Here is a 26407-nt window from a genome sequence, read left to right on the forward strand (position 1 = left end):
GCCCACAAACCGTGGTGCGACGTCCTCGACTACGAACATTCCAAAAATGGAAGCGGACAGGCCAGTTCCTCACAAAGAACAGACTGCTGTAAGCAGGGCGCGCCGCTGGATGCGCTGGCTGCCGGGACTGACGGTGCTCAAGACGTACCGGCTGAGCTGGTTGCCGAACGATCTGACGGCGGGACTGGTACTGACCACGATGCTGGTGCCGGTTGGGATCGCTTACGCGGAGGCATCCGGCGTCCCTGGCGTGTACGGCCTCTACGCGACGATCGTTCCGCTGTTGGCGTATGCGCTGTTCGGTCCGAGCCGGATTCTCGTGCTCGGTCCCGACTCCGCGCTCGCCGCTCCGATTCTGGCGGTCGTGGTGCAAATCGCTGCAGGCGACCCGTCGCGCGCGATTGCGGTGGCCAGCATGATGGCGATCGTGTCCGGCCTGTTCTGTATCGTGATGGGCTTGCTGCGGCTGGGATTCATCACTGAATTGTTGTCGAAACCCATTCGATACGGCTATATGAACGGCATTGCGCTCGCCGTGCTGATCAGTCAGTTGCCCAAACTGTTTGCCATCTCAATCGAAGAGCGCGGGCCATTGCGGGACATCGTGAGCCTCGTGCAGGCCATCGCCGATGGCAAATCCAACTGGTATAGCTTCGCGGTGGGCGCTGGAAGCCTCGTGCTGATCCTGTTTCTCAAGCGCTTCGAAAAGCTGCCGGGCATACTGATCGCCGTGATCGTTGCGACGTTGTGCGTAACCGCATTGCACCTCGATAGCATGGGTGTGAAAGTGCTCGGCAAGATTCCTCAAGGCCTGCCGACCTTTGCGCTGCCGTGGGTCACCGACGCCGATCTGGTCAAGATTCTGCTCGGCGGCTGCGCGGTCGCGCTGATCTCGTTCGCGGATACCAGCGTGCTGTCGCGAACTTTCGCGGCACGTTTTCGCAGCCGCGTCGACCCCAATCAGGAGATGGTCGGGCTCGGCGCGGCCAATCTTGCGGCCGGCCTGTTCCACGGCTTCCCGATCAGCAGCAGTTCGTCGCGCACGCCGGTCGCCGAGGCGGCGGGTGCGAAGACGCAACTGACGGGCGTCGTCGGCGCGCTGGCGGTCGCGGCGCTGCTGATGGCCGCGCCCAATCTGATGCGCTACCTGCCCAACAGTGCGCTCGCCGCGGTCGTCATCGCGGCGGCGATCGGTCTGTTCGAGATCACGGACCTGAAGCGGATTTTCCGCATCCAGCAATGGGAGTTCTGGCTGTCGATGGCCTGCTTTGCCGGCGTCGCAGTGTTCGGTGCGATTCCCGGCATCTGCTTCGCGGTGGTGATCGCGGTCATCGAATTTCTGTGGGACGGCTGGCGACCGCACTACGCGGTGCTCGGTCGCGTCGAAGGTTTGCGCGGCTATCACGACTTGCAGCGCTATCCGCATGCCCAGCGAATCCCCGGGCTCGTGCTGTTTCGCTGGGATGCACCGCTGTTCTTTGCGAATGCCGAGCAGTTTCAGGAGCGCCTGCTGGAAGCCGTCGCCGAATCGCCGGCACCGGTGCGGCGTGTGGTCGTGGCGGCCGAACCGGTGACGAGCGTGGACGTCACCTCCGCCGACATGCTGCGGGAACTGACGCGCACGCTCGACGAGCGCGGGATTGCGCTGCACTTTGCAGAGGTGAAGGATCCGGTTCGCGACAAGCTCAGACGCTTCGAGTTGACGGATCTGATTGGCGATGCGTGCTTTCATCCGACGGTGAACAGTGCGGTTGATAGCTATGTCGAGGGGGTTGGGAAGGAATAGTATTTGGACCTGGAGCTGGATCACCGGAGAGCCGGCATGCGCCTGCCGTCCGCTTCTAAAACGCCTGCGAAAACGGTTTGGGACCGCGCCAGTTCACGTCCGCGGCATACCGTGATCCTGTGTTTCGCCGTGGTATTCGTTGTCACGTTGATTCTTGCTGTACACCAATATTTTCTCGTACGTGCCCGGGAGCTCGATAACCGTTCGCATCGGCTCGAGATTCAGGACAGGGTTCTCGATGTCGCGGTCCGCAATAACAGGCAGCACTTGCAGTTTCTTCGCGAGAGTGCCGAGCGGCTCCTTGCGGACCGGACAGCACAGCTCGATCGAACACCGGATGCCTCGCTCCAGGCGGTACTCCGGGCGCAGGACGAGCGCGTCTGGAATCTTCAAGTTCGCGATATCGACGCCCCCATTCGGGGTATCGGCACACAGCAGCTCGCGGTGACTCCTGGTTTGCACCGTGACGAGCCCACATTTGTCGAGGACCTGCGGCTCGCCCAATTGATGAGCCGGCTGTTTGCCGTGCAATTCCAGATGGGCACGGGTCTCGAACGCGCGGTATATGTCTCGCCGACCGGTATCGTGGTCGCTCACCCAACCATTGACGACGACGAGGTAGTCCGGCTGTTGCAAATGTACGGCAGCTCGCGCCTGTTACAGCTGGCCAACCAGAACCCGCTCGACTATGACGTCACGTTCGATCCGGTTCGCGGGCGCAAGAACCCGGCAGGACCTCGCCTGCTGTTTGGGACAGCGGTGATGAGTAACGACGTGGTTCGCGGCCTCATATTCTTCGTGGTCCCGCAACGCATCGTTCAGGACTATCTGTGGAACAACACCACAGCGGATGAAACTCACGCTCTGATAGACCCGAGCGGGATGCCAATTGCAACGAGCGGAAGTACTTTCTCGGTCAATGATGAGAATTGGCTGAAGACTCTGCCGGCGCAGTGGAACACGCTCTCTGCTTCCACGCTGTTTCGGACACCCAGCGGAACGTTGAGTGCGGGACAGGACTTCCTGCTCTTCAGAAAGCTGGATACGGCGGATCTCGTATTGACCGATTACGTATCCGCTGCGACCGTATTCTTCTCGGTCGTTCGCTTGAGCAGCGCGCTGTTTGCCGGAGTGTGGATACTGATGGCATTGCTTCTCTGGGCCACTCTTTTTGTCGTCGACCAGCTTCTTTCCACGCAGATGGCACTCAACGGGCGGCTGCGGGAATTGTCGCTCGCGGACCCCCTGACCGGTCTCGCGAACCGCCGCCGTTTGAATGAGGAATTCGACGCACTTTCACGGCGCAACGACGAGCGCCGCATCGCGCTGCTGATGATCGATATCGACCATTTCAAGGTGATCAACGACAACTGGGGGCACGCTGGCGGAGACGAGGCCCTGAAGCACCTGGCCAACGTGGTCAGGATTGCCGTGCGCCCGGGGGATCTGATGGCACGTCTGGGTGGCGAGGAGTTCTGTGTGCTGCTGCCCGATACGACCGCGGACGACGCGGCCCGAATTGCGGAGCGCGTGCGCGAGGCCGTCGCCCGCAACGCCTGCGTCCTTCAGGAGACGCAATTAACCCGCACCGCGCCGGGCCGTGAGATATGGTTCACGATATCGATCGGGGTGGCGGAGAGTGTTTCGGATAACTGCTTTGACCTCGAGGGGTTGATTGCGGTCGCGGACCAGCGACTGTACGCCGCGAAGGCGAGTGGGCGAAACAGGGTGGTGGCAAGCGAGTCCATGCAAAGCTGAAAATGCGGATGTCGTCTCTGCACATGCGGCGCTTTGCCACCTGCTGTTCAAGACGGGCTCTATTTACGGTGTTGCCGTCTCAACGCGGAATAGTCACGACTGAGGAGAACGTCCATCAGGACCGGCGTTTGGGTTCGTCCGGCGCCGGATCGTTCGGGTCGGGGTCGCCGAAAGCAAATTCGACGTCCACCGGAAACCGGCTCGTTGACAGATTCGAAGCACGATAGCGATAGCCATGCAGCCGAATCTGCGGTGGCGTCGTTCCCATATCGTTGCCGGGCCAGCGCTCGCCGTTGCCGTCGACCCAGTAGCCGATATCGACATGGAGGAGGTCTTCCAGCGTCGAACGGTTAATGTCTGTCAACAGTGGACTGAAACGGATCGTGAAGTGCGTCGCGACTTGCTTGCCCTTCGTGCGGTCGGCGGAGGGGGCGGCCGGATCGGGTACCACAAATAGAATGATTTGCGTCCGCGGAAATGCCGGATTGACGAAGGAGTACTGCATACCACCTACACGACCGCGCAGTGGGTGCGCCGCGAGAATGCGGCCGAAAATCGTATGCGCGGGATCGAAGGGCTGGTCGTCCCGCAGGATCGCCATTGCCGTGGTCAATATTCTGAAGGCCATGTCGCGCTGGGCGTCGGTCACAGTCGGTCTCATCTCAGTTCCTGGCCCCGACGGTCCTGAGGGCGTCAGCGTACTGAGCTGTGCATGTACCGGGGTTGCGAACGAGAGGATCACCAGGATTGCGCCAGTAGGCCTGAACCACTTCCGCGCGCCGTGGCGCGTTGCCACCTGCTGTTCAAGACGGGCTTCATTCACGGTGTTGCCGTTTCAACGCGGAATAGTCACGATTGAGGCGAACGTCCATCAGGACCGGCGTTTTGGGTTCGTCCGGCGTCGGATCGTTTGGGTCGGGGTCGCCGAAAGCAAATTCGACGTCCACCGGAAACCGGCTCGTTGACAGATTCGAAGCACGATAGCGATAGTGATGCAGACGAACGTGCGGCGGCACTGTCCCCATATCGTTGCCGGGTCGCCGCTCGCCGTTGCCGTCGATCCAGTAGCCGATATCGACATGGAGGAGGTCTTCCAGCGTCGAACGGTTAATGTCTGTCAACAGTGGACTGAAGCGGATCGTGAAGTCCAGCATGACTTGCTTGACCTGCGCGCGGTCGGCAGAGCGGTCGAGCGGATCGGGTATCACAACTACGGTGATTTCCGTCCGTGGGAACGCCGGATTCTCGAAGGAATACTCCGTAACACCTACCACGCCGCGCTCAGGCCGCGCCGCGATAATGCGGCCGAAAATCGTATGTGCGGGATCGAAGGGCTGGTCGTCCCGCAGGATCGCCATTGCCGTGGTCAATATTCTCAAGGCCATGTCGCGCTGGGCGTCGGTCACGATCGGTCTCATCTCAGCTCCTGGCCCCGACGATCCTGAGGGCGTCAGCGTACTGAGCCGTGCATGTACCGGGGTTGCGAACGAGAGGATCACCAGGATTGCGCCAGTAGGCCTGAACCACTTCCGCGCAGGCGTAGGCATCTTCTTCATGAATCTGGCTCCTATAGCCGGTTTCGAATTGCACCATTTTTTGAGCTGTTTCAGCGGAGACATTCAGCAGGTCACATACCTTCCTTTCAGCACTCGGGAGATCTCGCCTGACGTACTCCCAGCCCGGCTTGTCCTGCATGCAGGAGATCAGCCAGTAGTAGTGGAATACAAGCATCCTGTGCAGACCGATGTGAACGCGGTGATCGTCGGGTAGCGGCGTGTTTCCAGCCGCCGTATAGGCCTTTTTTAGCATCGTCGACCAATACACCAAGCGGATATTCGGCAGCTCCCTGTAGTCGTCTGGAAAATGCTGAAGCAAAGAAAGCATCCAGAAGTACTGTTGGCAGTGGCGAGACTCGTGATACAGCGTGTCGGCAAATGCCCTGAGGCGGTGATCCAGCGAAGCCGGCTGGTCCATCAGTTCGACGATGCGTGCAATCTCGCTCTCGTTGACGGCGATAGCCCAATCGTCACCGATAAACGCGGCGCTGACATCCTGCCGCAGGGCGTACTGCGTTGCCCGCTGTGGATCGACAATCACAAGCTTTGGCATGGCACCACCATTTTCCGAGTTGGCGGCATCGCGTCGTGGCAATCCAAAGGGCCCGTCACTAAGCGCGATTTCCAATTGCGGCGTGACCGCATTTTGAATCGTCTCTATCGAACTGGAAGTCAAAGGCCACGGCAACCCGGCCCAATCGATTCCCTGCAACGCGGTTTTAATTGCAGCCGTATAAGCCTTGGTCACCGGATATTCAACATCCTTGCGCATCGACACACCGGCCGGCGCATCAGCCTCGGTCGCACCGTTGATGAAGTGATGAAAGCGCAGACCGAAGTTCATCGGATCACACGAAACGAATTCGGGCGGCTTGTCTTCCGTCGTCGCGCTTTGATTGGGAGAGGCCACGGCCCTTCCTGCGACCCTGGCGGTGCGTTTCTCGGCGTTGGGCACTGCGCCCGCAAACGGCTCGTCCGCCTCCCTGATCACCGCGCCTCTGCTCACCGCAATAACCTTGTCCGGTTCACTCGCGGCGAACAGTTCAACCGTCGCGAATGCAAGCAGATTGCTCGTGACGAGACTCGTTTCTCCAAGCGCATTGGTCACGCCCTGAATCACCTGACCATCGTCGAGCGTGATCCGGTACGGCTGGTTCGGCAGTGCAAAGCCCGTATCGTGTTCGATCAGAACATGATGCGCAGCCAGCTTGCCCGGCTTTCCGGGCGTTACCGGCACATTGACAGGCCGCGCCGCTGGCGTGTCGGTTTGATGACCACGCGCATGGACCCGATGCTCTCCATCCGTATAGACCCTGTACCCTTCCGAATTGATCACCACCTTCGTGCTTCCCGCATGGAGCACGATCTCTTTGCTGGCCATCAGATTGATCGAATCGGTTCTACTGATGATGCTGACGACCCGCTGCGCGATGACCTCGACATCATTGCTCTGCGCGTCGATTCGCACCTTGCCTGACGCGGCCTTGAGCCTGATGCCGAGATTCTGCGTGAACACCCGCACGCCGTTGATTGCCGACGCCAGCAGCGATTTCGCCGCCGCCATGCTGACGTGACCGCCCGCTGTGAGCGCGATGTGTTCGACACTCGCCACGTGCGTGCTTTGCGCTGCGGTGAGACCGACCCCCGCCGCGCTGGCCAGCACCATGTCGGGCGCGCCCAGTTGCGGGAAGGGAAGGTCAGCACGCGCCGCGACGCCGCGTATCGCCTCGTTCTGCGCCTTGATGGCCCGCGATACGTCGCTTTGACTGGTCTGTTGCTCCTGTGCCTCATACTGCCGCGCGAGACCCGCGAGGTTCTCGTGGATATCGCGCGCCTGCGTGAGGCGCGCCACGGTCTCGCCGAGATCCTTTGCCGGCGCGGTCGCGCCGCGACGCGCCTCCGTGGTGATCAGCATGCCTCTGTTGGCGCGCGCGACACCCCATGCGTCGGTGGCCAGTTCCCAGCCTTCACCGCGTGCCTGCTGTCGGCCGGCCTCGCGCACGACCTGCGTGTTGTAGCCCAGCACGAGGCGCGAGCGTGCGTGATCGCTGGCGAACTGTGCCTGGAGTTGGCCCGGCGTGTCATCCAGTACGACGTGATTGGTCTGGCCGTCGCAGCCACCGTTGAGCTCACTGCTCAAGACGCCTGAAAGTGCCTGGTTATCCGGTAGCTTCCAGGGCGGCTGGTTCCAGCCATTGATCATCCGGCCCGATACGTACGGCTTGTCCGGGTCCTCTTCGTGGTAGCTGACCATGACTTCCTGACCGACACGCGGCGGATAGATCGCGCCGAAGCCATTGCCTTGCCACGGCGACGACACGCGCACCCAGCAACTGGCGCTCTCGTTTTTCGGGCCAAGCCGGTCCCACACGAAACGCACCTTGGCGCGCGCGTATCCATCGACCCAGATCGGCTGGTGCTCGGGCCCAACCACGATCGCCGTTTCCGCCGCGCAGCGCGGCTTTTTCTTCGGGCGGTTTCTGAAGAATGTATTGGCAGGCTGAAGCACGAAGCTTGTCACGCACTGGCGCAACGCGTCGTTCGTGTCGTTACCGGACGGCTGTGTGTTCTGCGGCGCGTTGCGAATGTCGAGTGTGGTCGATACCGCCAGGTACTCGGCGTTGATGTCGCATTGCGGATGGTTGTCGAGCCAGAATGTTTTGCCGGTTGTCAGGCCGCGCAGATTCCCTCGGCCCTTCAGACGCAGCCGGTGGCAGCGCATTGCATCGACGCGCACGCTCGCGAGGTGTTCGGCTTCATTGCGGAAGTTGTTTCGCCTACCCGACAATCCCATCTCGCCGGCGAGCGGTTGCGAGTAGTCGCCCCAGCCGTGTTGCTCGATGTTGTCGAAGGCCCTTTCGCTGAAGCTCTCGTACTCGCCCTCGAAGTGCATGCCGGGGCGCGTGTAGTCGTAGTCGATCAGACTGACCTTGCCCGTCGTGATCTGACGCGAGACCTCGAGCCTGTGAATGTGTTCTTCGTCGACGTGCCGGCTGTCAGGCGCGTGATAGCGGATAGTGTCGTAGCCGTTGTCGTGCTGTTTGTGCGAGCCGGGCGAATCGCACAGTACCAGCGTCATTCCGTCGAACAGATAGTAGATTCCCCATTCTCTCCAGATCCGCGTGAGGAATTCGAAATCGGATTCCCACATCTGCCGGACATGGTCCCGCTTTGGGTAGCCTTCGCACAGACCGGTCGCGCCCAACTCCATCACGACCGGAAAGTGATAACGCTCCTTGAGTATCCGGTCGGTGATGTCCACCACGCTCGCGTCCTGAAAGATCCTGCTTTCGCGGTTCTTCGTGGCCAGCCACAGCCAGGGGCGCACGACGAAGCGGTAATGGGCGCGCCGGTCGTCGGTGCCGGTCTGTTTCATGCCTGTGACGAGGCCCGAAATCGTGCGGCGGCCCGCGCCCACGTGTACCACGTCACCGGATTCCAACTCCTGTTGACCGAACAATCCGTTCCCGTCGAACGCGATCGAAATGTCGATGACTTTGCCAATCAGGTTATCGGGTACGACCAGTTCCTGTGCTTGCCACAATCCGAGTGTCGGACTGTCGATCGTCGCCACATCGAGCGTGTATCGATAGAGCTTGCCCAGGGATTCGGTGCCGCGCAGGCGGAGCGGAGCCAGCAAAGGCTCATTGCCCCATGTGGGTAGTGCGTCACTGGAAAGACCTAGCGTGCGGTCCTGTGCGGGTTCGACCATGCGTGCAAGGAGTTCGGTGTTTCGTGGCAACCGGGAAGCGATCATGAAGCGATCAGGATCGCGCCGCAGCCCGTCCTGTCGCCGGCATGGCTGACCCGCTTGCCGTTGTGGGTTCGCTGGCCGGTCGCGATGATCGGATAGACACCGCCACACTTCGGACATTCGACGCCGTGTCCATCGAGTGCAACCGGGATGCCCATGTGCATGAGGTCTGTCGCGGCCTCGATGACCGTGCCGTCGTGCGTCGTCTTGTCTGCGAGCCGGATCATCGGCTGGCCGTTGCCGTTCTTCATCGGTCATCCCCTGTTATGTGCGAACGACAGTATCGGGAGCGGGGCAACCAGGAGCATTCGGAATTGGATGAATTTTTAGCCTATGTAGGCAATTTGTTTGATTTGTCGGGCGAACGGGATCTCACGGCTTCCAGAAGAGAAGTCGAGGCGGACTGAGGTCTGAGGGGACTTCGTGATTTCGCATCGATTGATGCAGCCGGAGCGGCCACCACGCCGCACGGCTGCATTCTTCGGCACGCGCCGTCCATAGACGACGCGCCCTTCGCTTAGAAGAACCCCAGCGCCTCCGCCTGATAGCTGACCAGCAGACACTTCGTCTGCTGATAGTTCGACAACGCCATCTTGTGTGTTTCGCGCCCGATCCCCGACTGCTTGTAGCCACCGAAGGCCGCATGCGCCGGATACAGGTGATAGCAGTTGGTCCACACGCGTCCCGCCTCGATCTCGCGTCCCATCTTGTAAGCGCGGGTACCGTCGCGAGTCCACACGCCCGCGCCCAGGCCATAGTACGTGTCGTTCGCGAGTTCGATCGCTTGCTGTTCGTCCTTGAACGTCATCACCGAGGCGACCGGGCCGAAGATCTCCTCCTGGAACACACGCATATCGTTGTTGCCGAACAGCATCGTCGGCTTCACGTAGAAACCCTCGCCGAGGCCGACGCCAGGGGTTGCGCGCTCGCCGCCGACGAGGCACTGCGCCCCTTCGTCCCGGCCGATGTCGATATACGACAGGATCTTGTCGAGCTGCTGCTGCGATGCCTGCGCACCGATCATCGTTTCGAGGTTCAGCGGATGGCCAGCCTTGATGCGTTCCACCCGGGCGATCGCTTTCTCGATGAAGCGCTCGTAAATCGACTCCTGAACCAGCACGCGCGACGGGCACGTGCACACTTCGCCCTGATTCAGCGCGAACATCGCGAGACCTTCGAGCGCCTTGTCGAGGAACGCGTCGTCGCGATCGAGCACGTCGGCGAAGAAGATGTTCGGGCTCTTGCCGCCGAGTTCGACCGTCGACGGGATCAGGTTGTCCGCGGCTGCGTGCAGGATGCGCTTGCCGACCGGCGTCGAGCCGGTGAACGCGATCTTCGCGATGCGCTTGCTGGTGGCGAGCGCTTCGCCCGCTTCCTTGCCGAAGCCGTTGACGATGTTGATGACCCCGGCGGGGAACAGGTCGCCGATCAGTTCGACCAGCACGAGTATCGAAGCCGGCGTCTGCTCGGCGGGCTTCATCACGACGCAGCAGCCGGCCGCGAGCGCGGGGGCGAGCTTCCATGCGGCCATCAGCAGCGGAAAATTCCACGGGATGATCTGACCGACCACCCCAGCCGGCTCGTGAAAGTGATAAGCGACCGTGTTGTCGTCGATCTCCGAGATGCCGCCTTCCTGCGCGCGGATGCAGCCCGCGAAATAGCGGAAATGATCGACGGCGAGCGGCAGGTCCGCGGCCATCGTTTCGCGCAGCGGCTTGCCGTTGTCGATCGTCTCGGCGACCGCTAGCAGCTTCAGGTTCTTCTCCATGCGCTCGGCCACCGCCAGCAACTGGTTCGCGCGCTCTGTCACCGAGGTCTTCGCCCATTTGCGGCGCGCTGCGTGCGCGGCGTCGATGGCGAGGTCGATATCGGCAGCGCTCGAGCGAGGCACGCGACAAAACGGCTGCCCGTTGATCGGCGACACGTTGTCGAAATAGTCGCCGCCGACCGGCGGTACCCACTTGCCGCCGATGTAGTTTTCGTAACGCTGGCGATAGGGATACTCGATGTCGATGCCGAGGGCTTTCAGGTCAAATGGATTCATCACTTGTCTCCGTTTTGTGATGGTGATCGGGTGACTGCGCGGGACTACATCAGGCACGAACCGTACCAATGCATCGAAGTAGGCTATTTCAGGGATTGCGGTGAGCTGGATGGCGGAAGTGTTCCGTTTCGGAACGGTTGCGCGGGCAGCGGGTGTTCAGAAACGCCGCAGATTCGGCCGACGCTGACGCAGATCAAGGATGCGGGCCCGCGCGGGGTCGCCGCACGCGTCGGGCGGACTGGCAAAGGGAGTATTCTGTTGACACGCATCAAAGCGTCCGGCACGACCCGGGCGCATTCAGGAGGAGACAATGCGCGACGACGTTCATCCGCTCGGCGTGGCGGCGGCTAACCGCTCCAAAGGTTGGCCCGCACCGGCGATCCAGAAAGCCCACGAACGCTCCGAGACGTTCGGCCTGCGCGCATCGATCCGGCCGGATTACGACATCCTGTCCGGCACGGGACTCGCGCTGCAGCGCGAACAGAACCAGGTGCTGTGCGCGCATGCGATGCCGGTCATGGAGACGCTGCGCGAGCAGATCGTCAACACGCAAAGCATGATCGTGCTGACCAACGCCGAAGGGTTGATCCTGCATTCGATCGGCGACGACGACTTTCTGCGTCGCGCGGAAAAAGTGGCGCTGCGCCCTGGCGCGAACTGGGCCGAGGATCGTCAGGGGACCAACGCGATCGGTACCTCGCTGGCCGAGGGGTGTGCGATGGTCGTTCATGGGGACCAGCACTATCTGGCTGCTAACCGCTTCCTGACCTGTTCGAGTGTGCCGATTCTCGATCCGTACGGCGATCTGATCGGCGTGCTCGACGTGACGGGCGACCACCGCAGCTATCACCAGCACACGACGGCACTCGCGAAGATGTCGGTGCAGATGATCGAAAACCATCTGTTCTCGACTGCGTTTCGTGACGTCCTGCAAGTGTCTTTTCACGGACGGCCGGAATTTCTCGGCACGCTGATGGAAGGGATCATTGCGTTTACCGATGATGGGCGCTTTCTGTCCGCGAATCGAAGTGCGCAGTTTCAGTTGGGCTTGTCGCTCGCTGCGTTGCGCGCGCATACGCTGTCGTCGCTATTTCAGATCTCGTATGCGCAATTGATCGATCGTTTGGTGCATGGCGTCGCGCCGCATCTGATGCTGAATTTGCACAACGGTGCGGTGGTTTGCGCGCGCGGGCAGTTCAGGCGGGCGTCGTTTGGGCTGGGGCGTGGAGCCGTCGATGTGCAGGGTGCAGTCGCACCGCGACCGGCGTGTGCGAATGCGCGTCAACCGGCTGCGGGACTGTCGCGGCTCGGCGATCTCGATACCGGCGATGCTCGTGTGTCCGCACTGATCGCGAAGGTTCGCAAGGTGCTCGGCAAGGACATTCCGATTCTGATCACCGGCGAGACCGGTACCGGCAAGGAGTTGCTCGCGCAGGCGATTCATAACGATTCGCCGCGAGGTGATGGGCCGTTTGTTGCGGTCAACTGTGCTTCGATTCCGGAGTCGCTGATCGAATCTGAGCTATTCGGGTATGAAGAGGGCGCGTTTACCGGCGCGCGGCGTAAAGGGGCGATCGGCAAGCTGATGCAGGCGAATGGAGGCACGCTGTTTCTCGATGAGATCGGGGATATGCCCTATTCGTTGCAGGTGCGGTTGCTGCGTGTTTTGCAGGAGCGGGTTGTGACGCCGCTTGGGGCGACGCGGGCGGTTCCTGTCGATGTCTCCATTATTTGCGCGACCCACCGCAACTTGCGCGAGATGATCGCGCAGAACCAGTTTCGCGAGGATCTTTACTATCGGATCAACGGGCTTGCGGTTCGGTTGCCGGCGTTGCGTGAGCGGAGCGATCTCGCGGTCGTCGTTCAAAAGATGTTGCGGTGGGAATCAGTCGAAAGCGGGGGGCGGCAGGCGCTCAGCGTTGCGGCTGATGTGATGGCGGTGTTCGGGCGACATGCGTGGCCGGGTAACTGTCGGCAACTGGCTAATCTGCTGCGGACCGCGGCGGCGATGGTGGAGGAGGATTGGGTGATTCGCTGGGAGCATTTGCCGGATGATTTTCTGGATGATGTGGGGAGCGCGGGTTGCGGCGACGGCGAGGTTGGACAGGGGGACTCTGCTGCGTCGGCCGCTTCGAGCTCTTCAGCCATTTCGGCCGGTTCGGCTGCGGATGCCCCCGCTGCTGGCGATGCGTCGCGGCCCGACGGTGCTCGGCTGCAGGATGTTGCCACCTCTGTGGTTGCGATGACGCTGGCGCGCCACGGCGGAAACGTGTCTGCCGCGGCGCGTGCGCTCGGGGTCTCGCGGAACACGATCTATCGCAGGATGCCGGCTGTGCAGCCGGGGCGGGTGGCGGAAAAGGATTGACGCGGGAGTTTGCGCAGGACCAATCGATAATGGCCGCGGTGAACGGCCAGTTTTCCCTATGAGTCGAGTCACATGGGTGACGAAGGCTGCGGCGCCCGATGGCCGCCCGCCCGCCGCGCGCGCCGCGTGATGATCATGGACGTAGCCCCCATTACTTCACGAGCTCCCGCAGACTGTCAACGACCTCCGGGTTAGCCAGCGTGGATACGTCTCCGGGGTCTTGATGGTTTGAAAGTGCTGCGAGCACGCGCCGCATGATCTTGCCCGACCGGGTCTTGGGCATGTCCGGAACAATGACCACCCGGTGCGGCTTCGCGATGGCTCCGATCCGATCGACCACCGAGTCTGTGACCCGCTTTGCAAGCTCCTCCGAAGCTTCCACTCCGGGCTTTAACGAAACATACAGTTCGGGCACTCTGCCCTTGATCTCGTCGGCGACCGGCACGACAGCCGCTTCGACGACTTCGGGGACAAGCAGGGCGGCTGACTCGATTTCTTTGGTACCGAGGCGATGGCCGGCGACGTTGATCACGTCGTCGATGCGACCGAGAATCCGGAAGTAGCCGTCCGCAGCGTCGACAGCACCGTCTCCCGCCATGTAGGGCCAGTCGCGCCAGTCCTTGCTCTTGGGATCCCGGCAGTAGCGGGCATAGTACGTTTTCACGTAGCGCTCCGGGGCTCTCCAGATGGTCTGAAACGCGCCGGGCCACGGATTGAGAATACAGATGTTGCCCGCCTTGCCGGAACCGCTTGCAAGTTCATTACCGGCGTCGTCGTAAATCACCGGATGAATGCCAGGTATTCCCGGACCGGCACTGCCGGGCTTCATCTTGTGCAACGCCGGCACCGTGCTGCAAAGGAACCCGCCCGTTTCAGTTTGCCACCACGTGTCGACAATGACGGCCTCCCCCTTCCCGACAGACCGGTGATACCACTTCCAGACTTCGGGCTCGATGGGTTCGCCCACGGTCGTCATGTGCTTGAAGTGATAGCTGTACTTCGCGGGTTCGTCCGGTCCGCTGCGCCGCAGTGCGCGGATCGCAGTCGGCGACGTGTGGAAGATATTGACGCCGAGGTTTTCGGCAATTCGCCAAGGGCGCCCGGCATCGGGGTAGACGGGCACGCCTTCGTACACGACCGACGAGGCCGCGAGCGCGAGCGGGCCGTAGACAATGTAGGAGTGACCGGTAATCCAGCCGATGTCGGCCATGCACCAATACACATCCTCGGGGTGGATGTCCTGGATGTATTTCGATGTCCAGGCGACGTAGGCGAGGTAGCCTCCAATGGAATGCTGGCACCCCTTAGGGCGGCCCGTGGTACCGCTCGAATACATGAGGAATAGCGGTGCCTCAGCGGGCATCTGCACGGGCTCGACACGTTTGCCGCGAAACGCCTTGAGGGCGTCGTTGACGATGACATCGCGTTCTTCCACGAGCTGCGTCGGACTCGAATACTTGCCCGGATACCGCTGCCAGATCAGAACCTTCTCGGCCTGGTGACCCTTCCCGGCAGCTTCGGCGAACGCGGTGTCGGCTTTTTCCTTGTGATCGATCAGCTTGCCGCCACGCCAGTAAGCGTCCATCGTAATCAGCAGACGGCTCTCGGAATCCAGGATGCGGTCGGCGCAGGCCGCGCCGCTGAAGCCGCTAAATACCTGCGAGTGAATCACCCCGAGCCGGGCGCAGGCGAGCATCGTGATGGGCAGCTCCGCCACCATAGGCATATGGAGAGTAACCCGGTCACCGGCTTTTAGACCGCAGAAGTCGCGTAGCATGGCCGCGAACTCGCTTACGCGGACATAAAGTTCCTGGTAGGTGACATGCTGGACCGTCTCGTCCTCGGGCTCTGGCACGAAATGGATCGCGGCCTTGTTCCGGTGGGCGGCGAGGTGACGATCCACGCAGTTGTAGCAGGCATTGATCCGGCCACCGACGAACCAGCGCCAGAACGGAGGATTGCTCGCGTCGAACATCGTGTCCCAGTACCTGTACCAGTCGAGAAGGTCCGCGAACTCCTTGAAGCACTCGGGGAATTTGTCGAGAGAGAAACGTGCGAATACTCCTGCGTCTGTCAGATTGGCTTGGGCGATGAACGATGCGGGCGGCGGGAAATATTCCTCTTCAGGCCAGTGCACGGCGATTTGCGCCTCGGAAACCTCGGCCGCTTGTTGCTCTGCGGAAGCGCGGCGCGATGACTTGTCTCGTGACATGACAGTTCCTCCTTGCTTCTAGGTGCCCAGGGACACGAGGTGTCCCACGCTACCCGCGGCAGCGCGTCTTTTGACCTGTCTCATGGGTCTGGACACCAGGCGCGACAGTCCGTGCGCTGCATAACGAATTTAAGGCCAGGGCGGATGCAATGCCAAGCAACGTATTCCCTGTCAAAGAGCTGCATCCCGAGGGCCAATGGTGTTAGCGCGACGACGAGCGTTGACTTGCCGGTCGCTCAACCCTGAACTAAATTTTCATTGGGGTTCATCAAACGGGAGAGGCGCCATGGATCTGCTCGTTGAACGTGTCGACGTATGGGCGGCCACAATCGAGGACAGGCCCGGCGGTCTCGCCGAAGTGTTAAGTGTCCTGCGAGATGCCGGAGCAAACCTGCAATTCATCATCTCCCGTCGAACTGCGGAAGCACCCGGGAAGGCAGTCGTGTTTCTCGCGCCGCTTCAGAACGACCGAGAAATTCGTGCCGCCTCGCAGGTGGGGTTCAACGTCCTCCCGAGTCTTCACTCGGTGCGGGTGATGGGCCCCGACCGGCCGGGCATCATTGCAGAGTTGACCCAAAAGTTGGCTACCGGGGGAATCAACCTTCGCGGCGTTTCGGCTGCCGCTATCGGCACACAGTTCGTTGCCTACCTGGCAATGGACGCGCTGGGCGACACGATTCGTGCAATGGAGATTTTGCAGCAGGCGTAGGACGTTGCGCCGCCACGACAGCAACGGGTGCCGCAATGCCGTGTGCTCGGCACGGCCCACTCCTCAGACAAGACGAAGGCGACGCCGGCCGTGGGACGCCATCAGAGCAGCGCCCTGACACGTTTACGACGTCGTAGAGCCGGCCAGCGATCACACCCGCCGATAGCGCGAATTGTCAGGGGGTATTCGTTCGAACATCAGAGTTCCTCCATCGAACGGCGATCCATCGCCTCGTAACGAGTCCAGTCGGTCCACATTTCTCGACCCACTTGGCTGATACCGGAAAGACTCGATACTCAGACTTGGTCTCCGTCTCCATGGAGCACCGCAGGCCTGACTGGCCGGCGCGCTTGCTGCACGCCGGCCGACCCGCGCCGAGTGGCTAGGCCGCTTGCGGATGGGCTTGTGCCCAGTCGTGTGTCGGAAGCACGGTGTGTCCGAAGCTTTCGTTGATTACCATCGCCGCCGACGCATAGAACGCCAGTAGAGCGGTAATCAAGCCTACATAGCCGCCGGCCCGCGTGGCAAGGCCCATACCTGTCCATGCGCCGATCGCCAACAGCAGAAAAGTGACCCACAGCGAGAGAAACACCAGTTGCACAGACGTACTCGTGTGCAGCGAGCCGATCCACATGTAGAACGTGAAGACCCCCCACACAAACAGATACCAGCCGATGAAGGCCTCAGGCACGTTGGTGCCCAGGAACGCGGCAAACAGCGCAAAGGACCACCAGAAGGCGCCGTAACTGAGGAACGCCACTGTGCCTAGCGTATTGCCGCGTGGAAATTCGAGCACGCCCGCGATCATCTGCGCCGTGCCGCCGAAAGCGAACGCTAGCGCCAGCACGAGCCCCAAGGCATCCTTGTCGAACCAGCCGGCGTTCACCATGCTGAGCATCCATGTGGTGAATGCGAATCCAGCGAGCCCGAGCGGCGCCGGGTTGGCTAACTTACTGTTCATAAACCGCCTCCTTGGTGGTTAGCATCTGAGACATATCCGGAGACGATACGAATCCCTCGGTCGCCGCCGAACGCGACCGCGCCATGCTCGCTATCGATGGCCATCAGCGCAATATGCGTTCGGCCCAATTTGTGGCGCAGCCACGTGCAAGCCTGCGCGGTTGAACTTAAGTGTAGGATGCGTTGCGCCGCTCGCCGAATCGGATGGTACTGATCTGGCAGGAGGATGACCGCCAGATAGACGCAGCGTGTCGCTACCCGTATGAACGTGATCGAAAGCGGGTCAATGGCGTTCGAGCGTCGGTTGGGCACTCAAAGCGGCCTCTTGGCCGCACCCGTGCCACCCGGCCGGATCGGCCATGGGAGGGCCGGGAGTCAATGTGACTCCCGGAAGCCTTGAAGAAAGTGATGGGATTCGACTCGCTCACCGTCGCCCGTTTGGACTCACCTAACACCTGCTTGACCGGGAGTCTCGATTTCAATCGGATCAAGGTGGACGGCGGGTGCTCAGCGGTACCGGCAACGTTCTTGCGCGAACGCTGCCGATACAGGGATACGAAAGCATGATCCCGCGTGCACATCTCCCAGCGCGGGGGAGATGTGTCTAGCGCGCCGCGATCCCTTGTGCCCCCGGCGGTACGCCGGTGACTGAGCCAACTGGCTCGAGTGTTCCGTCTGGCATCACGCGAAAGCCACTTACAGCGCCGTTACCTTCACGAACGTAGAGGAATTTGCTGTGACCACTGAGCGCCATGTCAAGGGGAGCGCTGAGCGTGCCTGCAGTCGGATTGAGCAAGCGTACTGTACCGTCCGCCGCGATCCGCAGACTGCTGATCGAGTCGCTCCCGGCATTGGCCGTGTAGGCAAAACGTCCATCGCCCGTGGTGACAAGCCAGCAAGGGGCGCTCTGGCCCAAGGGAATTGCCGCACTGATGGAAGTCAGATGTTTGCTGTCCTCGACCTCATATGAGGAAACAGAACCAGACCCGGCCTCGGAGACGATCGCGTAACCCCGGGTCGTGATGGAAAACCCGAACGGCGTGACGCCGTTTGACGCATGGGGGGTTGGAGTCTTCGAGGCGTAGCCGGTGAAGCCGACATAATACGTGTCAATGAGTTGTGTGCCCTTTTCCGTCACCAGCAGTTCGTTGCCTTCCGGCGCAAACGTCACTTGCGCGGGCTGGGCGGAGTTTCCGCCGGCAAGTGGTCGTTGTGAGCCTGGTAATGGAACGAGACGCTTGCCAAACGCGTCGACGATAAAGCCATTGATGTTCGGTGTGCCTCCGGCATTAAGCACATACGCGATGGGCCCCTTGACTGTCACGCTGACGGGCATTTGACCACCCGATGGTTTTCTGTCGAGCAGCGTCAGTTTGCTGCCGTCGACCGCGAACAGCGAAACATCATTGCTGCCCGGATTCACGGCGAAGAGAAAGCCCGCTGCCAACGTTAGGGAACCCTGCGAGCCTAGTGGATCGGCTCCCGTGCCTGCTCCTTTACCGCCAGTTGAGTACGTGGCCTCGTAGTTCAGTATTCCGTTGGCAGCGCGCGAATAGACAAGAACCGAGTTCCCGGACGGCTGGTTTGACAGAACGTAAACCGCTCCTGGCGGATCGGCCTCCGAATCGGCTTGCGCAATGCTGATTGAAGCGAATCCTAACGCCGTCGCGAACGCGATGGTTCGCAATAGAAACGTTAAACGGCACGTGATAAATGACATGGCGTACTCCTTGCGTGGACGACGAGCGAACGGTGACGTCGGATGGACGAGTGGGCAGAGCAGGTAGCTGTACGTTACGTCCTTGATAAATTGGGCTACAGGCAGACCTGCAGGAGCGTTAGCCAGTTCGCGAGCTGTTTCATTACTTCACCCCTTGTCGCGTTGACTACACGGTGGTTAAGGAGGTCGAACAGGGAACATCGGGCAGCGGTGGATTGGTCGGGAGCGCGTCGCCCCCGGCAATGATGCTAACGCTGCGATACACTGACCGGTCTATGTGGGAAAAGACGGGTCGCGACTATTCGGCGTCGTACATCTCCGTTCGGCTTGACTGCGGCTCTCGCGGACCTGAGTCAAGGGCGGTTTTCGTTGGACGTACAGCCATTCGCCGCCCCTCGTTTGTATATAGTCCATCTGGGCCGCTTGACCATGAACATTTTTTGACGGGTGCTCCCGATGCCGTTGAATCCCGGCAAAGGTATGACTGATCCGCCAGTAAGTGCTGCCAATGGACTACCTTCGGCCTTGACTTGAAAAGCCCTTCGGCGCGAATAGATTGACGATGGCCTCCTGTAGGGCAGCAAGGGGACATTCGTCAACGTGGATTGAGTGACTCGAAGGGGTCGCGTGCCGCCAATCGCTGCCGGGCTGCAGCCGGGGAACGAGCGACACTCGCCCGCGCCGGGGCAGTACACTACCGGTCTCGGCAAAAGCCAGGTAATCCCATCCACGTCAGACAGTCCATGGACTACTTCGCCGCAGTACGGGCCTTCGTTTGCGCAGCGGAACTGCAGAGCTTCAGCAAGACGGCCAATGCACTGTCAGTCAAGACCTCGACCGTCTCCCGCTACGTCAGCGAACTCGAAAGAGATCTGGGCATCGCCCTATTCAACCGGTCGACGCGCGGCCTCGTCCTGACAGAAGGCGGCCGGCTGTTTCGTGAACACGCCTTGTTAGCGTTGCAAGCACTCGATGACGCGCGCGAAGTGACGTCGTCGCTAAATCGCACGCCACAAGGCGTGCTGCGCGTGACAATGCCACCGGCATTCGGCCGCCTGCACATCGTGCCGCATCTGCCGGCCTTCATGGCGCGCTATCCTGATATCGACCTCGACATCGTCTCTACGGACGAAACGCTCAACATGATCGATGCGGGCATTGATGTGGCGATCCGTACCGGCGTGCTGCCCGATTCGTCATTGATGGCGAGGCGCCTGGCACCGCATCGTCGTATCGTCTGCGGCAGCCCGGCGTATTTCGCGCGTAGCGGCACACCGCGTGTCCCTGGCGATCTGGCCGCGCGCGATGCGCTTCGCGTGTCCCTGGTCCCGGACGACAAATGGTATTTCACGCTGGTCACCGCGGACGCGCGGGCGTCGCAAGAACAGGAACAGGTGCTGGTGGAGTTGAAAGGGCGCTTGCGCGCTGACGACTCCGAAGCCGTGCTCGCGCTCGCCGTGGCCGGTTGTGGCGTGGCGCTCCTGCCGACATGGCTCGCCTCTACGGCCCTGCGCGGAGGACGCTTGCAGCACGTGCTGCCGGAATGGGAAGCACGCACCGGACGAGCCGAACCCGCGGTCTGGGCGGTCTACCCACCGAAGAAGATCGTCTCGTCGAAGGTGCGCGCCTTCGTGGATTTCTATGCCGAGGCGTTTGGCGAGCCGCCGTACTGGGACGACGGACTCGCACTGGAGCGTCAGCCTTAATGGGCGAAGCGGATGTCTAGCGTGCGCAGATAAGTCTGCAAGCCTGCATCCTGGATCGGAATCACATAGGCGTTTTCGTTCGTTTCGTTGAAATGCGCATGCCAGTGTCCCGGCGGCGTGACGAATGCCATTCCCGCTTCCCAATCGACCCGGGTCGGGTTCACGATATTGCCGTCCCTGTCCAGTTCCGTTCCGACCAGCGTATAGACACCCGGCTTGCCGCTGGCGATGAAGTCGAGTGCAATCGACTGGTGCCGGTGCGGCTTCTGCACCGAGTTGGGCGGCACGATGCCGAACATCGCCCACAACACATGCGTGACCGTGCGCGTCTGCGGAAAGTTGGTGTTGCCCATTAGTACGCTGATGCGGTTGCGACGACCCGCGTTCGCTTGTTCCGCGACCGCGCGCAGTGCTGCCTGCGCCTCGGCGGCCGGATAGCGTGTCGGCGCAAAGCGCGCATGTACCCCGGTGGTACCAAGATAGGTGAGCAGTGGCGCGTCATTGACGTAATAGAGCGTGGCCGTCGCAGCAGCGGACAGCACCGTGGCATGGCCGCCCGGGAACGTGAAGAAATCGCCCATCGAAAACGGGAAGCTCGTTTCGGACTGCTGCACGCTACCCGCTCCGCTAATGACGTAGCAGACCTGCGAGGTCGCATTGGGATCGAGTGTCAACGCATCGCCCGCATTGATGCGCAGGAAGTTGGCGCTCAAGCCGGGACCGGTCGCGGGACCCGGGCAGCCCAACTCCGCAGACAGGTCAAGCGGCACGACTCGGGTTGCGCCGTCTGCATAAAGCGAAGGCGAGAAGCTGCAGAACGGCACACGCGAGATGAGCTTCGCACCAATCGGATTGGCGGACGAAGTGTATTCGAAGTATTGCGCGTCTTCCGTGGCGACATTCGGTTTGGTGAGAAGGTCGGGGGATGTCCTGGTCAGCATGGTTTTGCTCCTATTGAGTTTTGAGGGGGCTTCGCGCGGTTCCATTTGTGAGGATCCGCATCCGAAGGCTGACCTGACTTTAGGCGCGGGGCGTTGGCGCCGGAAGTGCCGGACATCGAAATCACCTTTGCGCAATAGGAACACCGTGCCACGACGGTTTCGAGGCGCGGCGGGTTGTTCGTGCCGGGCCGCTAGCAGTTCATCATCGGCCAAGGTTACTTATTAACCATCCTCGCCGGCACACTAATAGCAAGCAAACCGCCCAGCACCATAAACGCCGCCAACATATACATCCCCGAATCGTTCGCCGCGGTAACCTCCTTCAACCACCCCACAGCATAAGGACTAAGGAAACCGGCGAGGTTGCCGATCGAATTAATCATCGCAATCCCGGCAGCGGCGCCGGTGCCTGCCAGAATCGCCGTAGGCAAACTCCAAAACAGCGGCAGTGTAGTGAGGATGCCCATAGTAGCCAGGGTCAACCCAGTCATGGCAAGCAGGGTGTTATGCGCCCAAACGACGGAAAGCACGAGCCCCACAGCACCAAGAAACGCCGGCAACGCAATATGCCATCGCCGTTCCCTCGACCGATCCGCACTCCGCGCCACAAACACCATCGCCACAACAGCCGCCGCAAACGGCACCGCCGATAGCAGCCCAATCAAAAACGCATCGGTAACGCCGGTCGATTTGATAATCGTCGGCAACCAGAAGCTCACCCCATAAAGCCCCATCACAAACGAGAAGTAGGTGAGGCTCAACATCAACACCCGCCCGCTAGTGAGTACCTGCCGAATCGGCATATCGTGCTTGGTCGCTTCCTCAGCCGACACCTGACTCTCAAGCAACTGCTGCTCTTCCCGGGTCAGCCACTTAGCCTTCGAAATCCGATCATCGAGCATCACGAACACGATGATCCCGACCAGCACCGACGGCACCCCTTCGAGCAGAAACAGCCACTGCCACCCGTGCCAACCGTTCACGCCGTTGAAGTTCTTCAGGATGTCCCCAGACACCGGCCCACCAATCACCCCCGACAACGCGATCGCCGTCATAAACCAGGTCGTCATCCGTCCACGCCGATGCGCCGGATACCAGTAGGTGAGATACAAAATAATCCCAGGAAAGAAACCCGCCTCTGCAAGCCCGAGCAAAAAGCGCATCACATAAAACATCGTCGGCGTGGTGACTAACATCGTCAGCATGGATATCACGCCCCACGAAATCATGATCCGCGCGATCCAGACACGCGCGCCCACCTTATGCAGGATCACGTTGCTCGGCACTTCGAAGATGAAATAGCCGATGAAGAAAATCCCCGCGCCGAAGCCATACACCGCATCGCTCAAGCCAAGATCGGTGCTCATCCCCAGCTTCGCGAAGCCGACGTTCACACGGTCCAGATAGGCAACGATGTAGCAGAGCATCAATAGCGGCGCGAGCCGCCAGGTAACCTTGCGATAAGTCGCCTCTTCGAACGTCGAAGGCGGCGCGCCAGCGCCGGGATGGTGGAGCGGATCTGCAGGACTAGCCATGACTATGTCTCCTCATTTTTATGGAATTGAAGTGCCGCAGCCGAACGATTCTATCCGCGCCAGGTTTTTTGCAGGACGAATCGATATTGGGGGAAAACACTGACTGCGCACGCAGTGCGTGCGCAGCGCTTCACCTACCGCTACACGCAGCGCCCCCCATCCACTTCGAGGCACACGCCGGTAATAAACTCCGCCTCATCCGAAGCCAGATACAGCGCCGCATTCGCAATATCCTGCGGCGTCGAAAACCGCCCGAGAGGAATCCCTGCCAGGAACTTCTGCCGGTTCTGCGGCGTATCCTCGACCCCAATGAACTCGGACAACAGCGCGGTCTCACCGATCACCGGATTCACGCAGTTCACGCGAATCCGCTCCGGCCCCAGCTCAACGGCGAGCGACTTGCTAGCGACGATCACCGCGCCCTTGCTGCCGTTGTACCAGACGAGCCCGGGCCGCGGCCGCACGCCCGCCGTCGACGCGATATTGATGAAGCTGCCGCCGCCTTGCTCGCGAAAATACGGCACGAACTCCTGCACGCTCCAGTAGATGCTCTTCACGTTCACCGCATAGACGCGGTCGAACTCGGCCTCGGTCACCTCGAGGACCGGCTTGTTGCGATGCGTGGTGCCCGCGTTGTTGACGACGATCTGCACGCTGCCGAAGTCTTCGAGCGCGGCCTCGCGCAGCGTGCGCCAGTCGTCGCGTTGCGCGACGTTGCCGGGGACCGCGATCGCCTTGCCGCCCGCTATCGCGATCTCACTCGCGACGCGTTCGGCGGCCGGCCCGTTGAGGTCGTTGACCACGACGTTCGCGCCTTCGCGCGCAAAGGTCTTTGCGATGCCTTCGCCGAAACCCGAACCGCCGCCCGTGACGATGGCCGTTTTACCTGTCAACCGCATGATGTCTCCGTTGTTTGTGATGGATAGAGCGATGCGTTGTTGCGTGTAACGTGCTGCTCGCGCCGATCGCGAGCGAGCCCTACGGCACCCGCTAGCCGTGCCGGATCGCGATCGTCTTCAGCACCGTAAAGCCATACAGCGCCTCGAAGCCTTTCTCGCGGCCATGTCCCGAATGCTTGACGCCGCCGAACGGCAATTCGACGCCGCCGCCCGCGCCATAGTTGTTGATGAACACCTGGCCCGAGCGCACGCGTCGGGCGAGGCGCATCTGGCGCGCGCCATCGCGTGTCCAGATGCCGGCGACGAGCCCGAACTGCGTGCCGTTCGCGAGCGCGAGCGCTTCGGCTTCGTCACGGAACGACATCGCGGCGAGCACCGGACCGAATACTTCGTCGCGCGCGAGGCGGTGGCTCGCGGGCACGTCGCGCAGCAAGGTCGGGGCCTGATAGAAGCCGCTTTCAGGCGCTTCGGGAATCACCTCGCCGTGCGCGGCCATCGCGATGCCGTCGTGTTGCGCGTCCGACAGAAAGTCCCACACGCGTTGCTGCTGTTTCGCGCTGATCAGCGGTCCGCAGTCGAGGTCGGCATTCGACGGCCCGACGCGCAACGCCTGAAAGGCGCTGCTGAGTCTGTCGAGCAGCGGCTCGTAAATCGCCTGCTCGATCAGCACGCGACTGCCCGCCGAGCAGGTTTGCCCGGCGTTCTGCACGATCGCGGAGATCAGCACCGGCAGCGCGGCGTCGAGATCGGCGTCGGCGAACACGATTTGCGGCGACTTGCCGCCGAGTTCGAGCGTGACCGGCACGTGGTTTTCGGCGGCCATCTGCGTGACGAGCTTGCCGGTTTCGGGCGAGCCCGTGAAGGAGATGTGATCGATGCCCGGATGACGCGCGAGCGCGGCGCCCGCTTCGTGCCCATAGCCGGTCACGATGTTCAGTGCACCGGCCGGCAAGCCGGCCTCGGCGGCGAGCTCTGCGACCCGCAGCACGGAAAGGCACGCGTCCTCGGCCGGTTTGACGACGCATGCATTGCCGGTCGCGAGCGCCGCGCCGACGCTTCGCCCGAAGATCTGCATCGGGTAATTCCACGGCACGATGTGGCCGGTCACGCCGTGCGGCTCGCGGATCGTCAGCACCGTGTAGCCGGATTGGTAGGGCAGGGTTTCGCCGTGCAGCTTGTCGGCCGCGCCGGCGTAGAACTCGAAGTAGCGGGTCAGGGCGGCGGCGTCGGCGCGCGCCTGCCTGAGCGGTTTGCCGGTGTCGCGCGCTTCGAGCCGTGCAAGGTCTTCCTGGCGCGCTGCCACCAGCAGCGACAGCCGGTACAGCACGCGGCCGCGCTCGGCGGCGCTCAGCGCACCCCATGCGCCGTCGAACGCTGCGCGCGCGGCGTGCACGGCGGTGTCGATATCGGCCTCGGTGCCGCGCGCGATGCGCGTGAACGGCTGGCCGTCCGAGGGATCGAGTACGGCGATCGATTCGCCGCCGGAAGCGGCGCACCACTCGCCGCCGATGAAATGCCGTGCTTCTTCCATGCATGCTCCTTGATGACGTGCGGCCGGCGTGCGGCGGCGCGGGTTCGAAGGGGAGACACAAAACGGTAGAGACGCGAAGCGAGACTCGCCAGACGATTATCGCGCCGATCCGACCGCGGATGCCACCTGCCGATTGGCTATAATGGCGCATTCCGTACGGTCCGGTGCGCGGCCCCGTCGTTCGGGGCGAGAGGGTTTCAGTGCCCGACGTTCGCGGTTCGCACACAGTTCGCACCGCATCCGCAGCCCGCGCGCCGTTCGCCGCCTTCCGATTTCCATCCCCTTCAGAGAGCGCTCATGAGCTTCAATCACGTTCCCGCAGGCAATGACCTTCCGCACGATTTCAACGTCATCATCGAAATCCCGGCGCAAAGCGACCCGGTGAAGTACGAAGCCGACAAGGACCTGGGCCTGCTCGTCGTCGACCGTTTCATCGGCACCGGCATGCGCTATCCGGCCAACTACGGCTTCATTCCGCAGACGCTGTCGGGCGACGGCGACCCGGTCGACGTGCTGGTGATCACGCCGTTCCCGCTGCTGGCAGGCTCGGTCGTGCGCGCCCGCGCGCTCGGCATGCTGCAGATGACCGATGAGTCAGGTGTCGACGCGAAGCTGATCGCCGTGCCGCACGACAAGATCTGCCCGATGACGGCGAACCTGAAGTCGGTCGACGACGTGCCGGCTTACCTGAAGGACCAGATCAAGCACTTCTTCGAGCAATACAAGGCGCTGGAGAAGGGCAAGTGGGTCAAGGTCGAAGGCTGGGCCGACGTCGATGCTGCCCACAAGGAAATCAGCGAAGGCGTGGCGAACTACAAGAAGTAAGCGCGCCGCGGTTCATCCGCTTGCTGCATGCAGTACGAAAACCGCGCGAGTCCGCAAGGACCGCGCGGTTTTTTTCATCTGATTTGCGCGGTATTCGACTACCGTG

The 26407-nt window shown here is 61.6% G+C and carries 18 protein-coding genes; 6 read left to right on the forward strand and 12 right to left on the reverse strand.

Annotated elements, in window-relative coordinates; all coding sequences use genetic code 11:
- Positions 1 to 46 precede the first annotated feature (46 nt).
- Together OKW27_RS33000 and OKW27_RS33005 are read left to right on the forward strand one after the other, a co-directional pair.
- Entirely contained in the window at positions 47 to 1786 is a 1740-nt protein-coding gene (locus OKW27_RS33000) for a SulP family inorganic anion transporter (RefSeq protein WP_429335924.1), read from the forward strand.
- 3 nt (positions 1787 to 1789) lie between these two features.
- Positions 1790 to 3544, forward strand: coding sequence for a diguanylate cyclase (locus tag OKW27_RS33005; RefSeq protein WP_429335925.1), 1755 nt, complete (start codon positions 1790 to 1792; stop codon positions 3542 to 3544).
- 115 nt (positions 3545 to 3659) lie between these two features.
- Here the strand turns inward: OKW27_RS33005 and OKW27_RS33010 are convergent, their stop codons facing one another.
- From OKW27_RS33010 to OKW27_RS33030, 5 genes are all read right to left on the reverse strand, one after another.
- Positions 3660 to 4193 carry a hypothetical protein gene (locus OKW27_RS33010; protein WP_429335926.1) on the reverse strand — a complete coding sequence of 178 codons (534 nt, stop codon included), beginning with the start codon at positions 4191 to 4193 and terminating at the stop codon, positions 3660 to 3662.
- Between the two features lie 166 nt (positions 4194 to 4359).
- The gene (locus OKW27_RS33015; protein ID WP_429335927.1) at positions 4360 to 4962 is read right to left on the reverse strand and encodes a hypothetical protein; all 603 of its coding nucleotides are present in this window, start codon (positions 4960 to 4962) and stop codon (positions 4360 to 4362) included.
- Between the two features lies 1 nt (position 4963).
- A complete protein-coding gene (locus tag OKW27_RS33020; protein WP_429335928.1) occupies positions 4964 to 8857 on the reverse strand; it encodes a type VI secretion system Vgr family protein in 3894 nt (1297 codons plus the stop codon).
- On the reverse strand, positions 8854 to 9105 hold the full coding sequence (locus OKW27_RS33025; protein ID WP_429335929.1) for a PAAR domain-containing protein: 252 nt from the start codon (positions 9103 to 9105) through the stop codon (positions 8854 to 8856). Before OKW27_RS33025 ends, OKW27_RS33020 begins: the two co-directional genes overlap by 4 nt.
- A 266-nt stretch (positions 9106 to 9371) precedes the next feature.
- Positions 9372 to 10898: an aldehyde dehydrogenase family protein gene (locus OKW27_RS33030; RefSeq protein ID WP_429335930.1), complete on the reverse strand. Its 1527-nt coding sequence runs from the start codon at positions 10896 to 10898 to the stop codon at positions 9372 to 9374.
- A 310-nt stretch (positions 10899 to 11208) separates the two neighbouring features.
- On the opposite strand from OKW27_RS33030, the gene OKW27_RS33035 reads away from it, so the two are divergent.
- Complete coding sequence (locus OKW27_RS33035; protein ID WP_429335931.1) at positions 11209 to 13263, forward strand: sigma-54-dependent Fis family transcriptional regulator; 2055 nt, start codon at positions 11209 to 11211, stop codon at positions 13261 to 13263.
- Between the two features lie 151 nt (positions 13264 to 13414).
- Here OKW27_RS33035 and acs read toward each other — a convergent pair whose 3' ends face one another.
- Complete coding sequence (gene acs, locus OKW27_RS33040; RefSeq protein WP_429335932.1) at positions 13415 to 15475, reverse strand: acetate--CoA ligase; 2061 nt, start codon at positions 15473 to 15475, stop codon at positions 13415 to 13417.
- Between the two features lie 286 nt (positions 15476 to 15761).
- On the opposite strand from acs, the gene OKW27_RS33045 reads away from it, so the two are divergent.
- Positions 15762 to 16184 (forward strand): ACT domain-containing protein, encoded by a 423-nt coding sequence (locus tag OKW27_RS33045; protein WP_090803525.1) that lies wholly within the window; start codon positions 15762 to 15764, stop codon positions 16182 to 16184.
- Positions 16185 to 16566: 382 nt separating this feature from the next.
- On the opposite strand, the gene OKW27_RS33050 is transcribed toward OKW27_RS33045, so the two are convergent.
- Positions 16567 to 17145 (reverse strand): acetate uptake transporter, encoded by a 579-nt coding sequence (locus OKW27_RS33050; protein WP_090803527.1) that lies wholly within the window; start codon positions 17143 to 17145, stop codon positions 16567 to 16569.
- A gap of 603 nt (positions 17146 to 17748) precedes the next feature.
- Entirely contained in the window at positions 17749 to 18864 is a 1116-nt protein-coding gene (locus OKW27_RS33055) for a lactonase family protein (protein ID WP_429335933.1), read from the reverse strand.
- A 743-nt stretch (positions 18865 to 19607) separates the two neighbouring features.
- On the opposite strand from OKW27_RS33055, the gene OKW27_RS33060 reads away from it, so the two are divergent.
- Positions 19608 to 20570: a LysR substrate-binding domain-containing protein gene (locus tag OKW27_RS33060; RefSeq protein WP_429335934.1), complete on the forward strand. Its 963-nt coding sequence runs from the start codon at positions 19608 to 19610 to the stop codon at positions 20568 to 20570.
- On the opposite strand, the gene OKW27_RS33065 is transcribed toward OKW27_RS33060, so the two are convergent.
- The 4 genes from OKW27_RS33065 to OKW27_RS33080 all read right to left on the reverse strand — a co-directional run bounded on the left by OKW27_RS33065 (position 20567) and on the right by OKW27_RS33080 (position 25476).
- Positions 20567 to 21511 carry a cupin domain-containing protein gene (locus OKW27_RS33065; protein WP_429335935.1) on the reverse strand — a complete coding sequence of 315 codons (945 nt, stop codon included), beginning with the start codon at positions 21509 to 21511 and terminating at the stop codon, positions 20567 to 20569. The two genes, OKW27_RS33060 and OKW27_RS33065, sit on opposite strands and share 4 nt — an antisense overlap.
- A 215-nt stretch (positions 21512 to 21726) precedes the next feature.
- Entirely contained in the window at positions 21727 to 23046 is a 1320-nt protein-coding gene (locus OKW27_RS33070; protein ID WP_429335936.1) for an MFS transporter, read from the reverse strand.
- Positions 23047 to 23186: 140 nt separating this feature from the next.
- The gene (locus OKW27_RS33075; RefSeq protein WP_429335937.1) at positions 23187 to 23945 is read right to left on the reverse strand and encodes an SDR family oxidoreductase; all 759 of its coding nucleotides are present in this window, start codon (positions 23943 to 23945) and stop codon (positions 23187 to 23189) included.
- 91 nt (positions 23946 to 24036) lie between these two features.
- Entirely contained in the window at positions 24037 to 25476 is a 1440-nt protein-coding gene (locus OKW27_RS33080; RefSeq protein ID WP_429335938.1) for an aldehyde dehydrogenase family protein, read from the reverse strand.
- A gap of 297 nt (positions 25477 to 25773) precedes the next feature.
- Here OKW27_RS33080 and ppa point away from each other — a divergent pair, with 297 nt between their 5' ends.
- On the forward strand, positions 25774 to 26301 hold the full coding sequence (ppa, locus tag OKW27_RS33085; RefSeq protein ID WP_090803541.1) for an inorganic diphosphatase: 528 nt from the start codon (positions 25774 to 25776) through the stop codon (positions 26299 to 26301).
- The last annotated feature ends 106 nt before the right edge of the window (positions 26302 to 26407 follow it).

The sequence above is a fragment of the Paraburkholderia sp. 35.1 genome (assembly GCF_050436525.1).
Taxonomy (GTDB): domain Bacteria; phylum Pseudomonadota; class Gammaproteobacteria; order Burkholderiales; family Burkholderiaceae; genus Paraburkholderia; species Paraburkholderia tuberum.